Below are 615 nucleotides of genomic sequence, written 5' to 3' on the forward strand. Positions count from 1 at the left end.
CTCCCCGACGCTAGACCCCTCCCGGGCGCATGAACACGGCTCACGCGCTCGGCGAAACCGGCAATGCGCCCGCCCGACGCCCGGGGCCGTCCCGTGCTCGGGTAGCCTCGACAGGACCCCTGTACCCGACCGGAGGCTGACCCCGTGCTGATCTTCCAGCTCCTGCTGTGCGCGATCGCCCTCGTCCTGCTGGTCGTCGCGCTGATCGACGGCGCGTGGACGCTCGCGCTCATCGCCGCGATGATGCTCATGATCGCGCTCTCCGGCGTGTTCATCGCCTACCGCCGGGAGAAGCACCTGGGCCGGCGGTGAGTCCCGTCCGTCCTCGGCGGGGCAGCGCCGGGCCCGCCGCTACTCGGCCGCGTCCTCGATGCCCGTGACCGCGGTGAGGATGAACACCGAGTCCTCGAGGGCCTCGACCGAGTGGCGCTCCTCGGGGATCACGTGCAGCTGCCCGGCCTCGAGCACGAGGTCCTCGCCCGAGCTGACGCGGATCCGTCCGTGCAGGACCTGCAGGCTCCCCGCGTACGGGGCGTTGTGCTCGGCGAGCACGGTGCCCTCCTTCATGGCCAGCAGCGTCTGGCGCAGCACCTTCTGGTGCAGCAGGCGCTCCGA

The 615-nt window shown here is 71.7% G+C and carries 2 protein-coding genes; one reads left to right on the forward strand and one right to left on the reverse strand.

Annotation, left to right across the window (positions count from 1 at the left end; all coding sequences use genetic code 11):
• The first annotated feature begins 144 nt into the window (after positions 1-144).
• Entirely contained in the window at positions 145-312 is a 168-nt protein-coding gene (locus tag RCG67_RS17005; RefSeq protein WP_368807308.1) for a hypothetical protein, read from the forward strand.
• Positions 313-351: 39 nt separating this feature from the next.
• On the opposite strand, the gene RCG67_RS17010 is transcribed toward RCG67_RS17005, so the two are convergent.
• The coding region (locus tag RCG67_RS17010) for a cupin domain-containing protein (protein ID WP_368827977.1) at positions 352-615 on the reverse strand (264 nt) is incomplete at its 5' end.

The organism is Kocuria cellulosilytica (assembly GCF_040981245.1).
Classification (GTDB): Bacteria; Actinomycetota; Actinomycetes; order Actinomycetales; family Micrococcaceae; genus Kocuria; species Kocuria cellulosilytica.